General features: G+C 57.7%; 3 protein-coding genes. All 3 read left to right on the forward strand.

The features are described 5' to 3' along the window. The coding region (locus AC5RWT_RS37355) for a GntR family transcriptional regulator (RefSeq protein WP_494084613.1) at positions 1 to 637 on the forward strand (637 nt) is incomplete at its 5' end. 28 nt (positions 638 to 665) lie between these two features. Then, the gene (locus AC5RWT_RS37360; RefSeq protein WP_494084614.1) at positions 666 to 878 is read left to right on the forward strand and encodes a biotin/lipoyl-binding carrier protein; all 213 of its coding nucleotides are present in this window, start codon (positions 666 to 668) and stop codon (positions 876 to 878) included. Positions 879 to 1,057: 179 nt separating this feature from the next. Next, positions 1,058 to 1,467, forward strand: a 410-nt coding sequence (locus AC5RWT_RS37365; protein WP_494084615.1) for an aminotransferase class III-fold pyridoxal phosphate-dependent enzyme, incomplete at its 3' end; no start/stop codon positions are given.

Below are 1,467 nucleotides of genomic sequence, written 5' to 3' on the forward strand. Positions count from 1 at the left end.
AACGGTGGACACCATCGTCAACCGGCTGCGGGGCGCGATCGAAAAGGGCGCCTACTCGCCGGGCCAACAGCTGCGGGAAACCAGTCTTGCCCAGCAGCTAAACGTCAGCCGTTCGCCGGTGCGCGAAGCAATGCAACGGCTCATACAGGAAGGTCTCCTGCACCGGGTCCGCAACCGCGGAGTTTTTGTTTCAGAACTATCCGAGGCGGATATGGATGACATCTCCGTCGCTCGTCACTCCATTGAAAAGACAGCTGCCGAGGAGCTTGCAAAGAATCCCAGGAAACAGATCTTTAATGAACTCCACCGCATCACCGGCGATATGAAGACAGCCTCGGAAAGCGGGCAACCCTGGTCTGATCTGGTCGACTTGGACCTGGCGTTCCACACCGTCTTGGTCGGGAGCCTCGGCAACAAACGTCTCACCGTCTTTTACCAGACGCTCCTCACCGAAACGCGTCTGTCGCTCATGATGCTGGAGGAATCGTATCCCGATCCAAAAGAGTTAGCGGCCGAACACCAGGAGCTCCTGGCAAACGTGAAAGGAGGAAACATCTCGGACTTGGACAAGCAAATCAAACAGCACATGGACCACACGGGCCAGCGCCGCCGGTCCATAACTAATACAAATTCTTAGTGGCCTTATTTTCGAGGAGGAACGTAAATTGAGTGAAATACGGTCGGATCTGGCGGCGAATGTTTGGAAAATCCTCGTGACGCCGGGAGCGTCTGTGGAAGAAGACGAAACAATCATGATCCTCGAATCCATGAAAATGGAAATACCGGTTGAAGCGCCCGCATCCGGCACTGTCGCCGATATCTCCGTGACCGAAGGGGATGCGGTCGCGGAAGGACAACTACTCGCCGTCCTCGACTAAGCGGCGCCGGCACACGCCACACTAAGGCACGCCCACGTCATATTTCGCCTGGACGCATGCTGAATAGCGCATCCTGCCCGCAAACCAACGACGCCCAATTGGGGATGCCCAGGAGGCTCAGGGCATTCCGGCCGCGTTACATGGAACTGCTCAATTAGCCTCTTTAGGAGAACAAAACAATGGCTACAGAAGCAACCGTTCTTAACTCAGCAGACCGTACCAAGCTCGTGGGCGAGTCACTATGGAGCGCCCAGGCGCATATGCCCTCGGTCCTGGACCGCCGCATCGTCATCACCGAAGGGCACGGCGCGTACCTCACGACCTCGGACGGACGCCGCCTGCTCGATGCCACCGCCGGTCTCTGGCACGCAAACATCGGCCACGGCAGGGAATCAGTGGCGAAAGCGGCTTATGACCAAATGTGCAAACTGGAGACTTACCACGTTTTCGGCCGGTTCTCGAACGACGTAGCACTCTCCCTCGCGGACCGACTCGTGGCCATGGGTCCGATCCCGGACGCCAAAATGATTTTCAACAGCGGCGGGTCGGACTCCGTCGACCTGGCCTGCAAGATTGCACGGCGCCACTG

Source organism: Arthrobacter sp. Dra40, assembly GCF_059091905.1.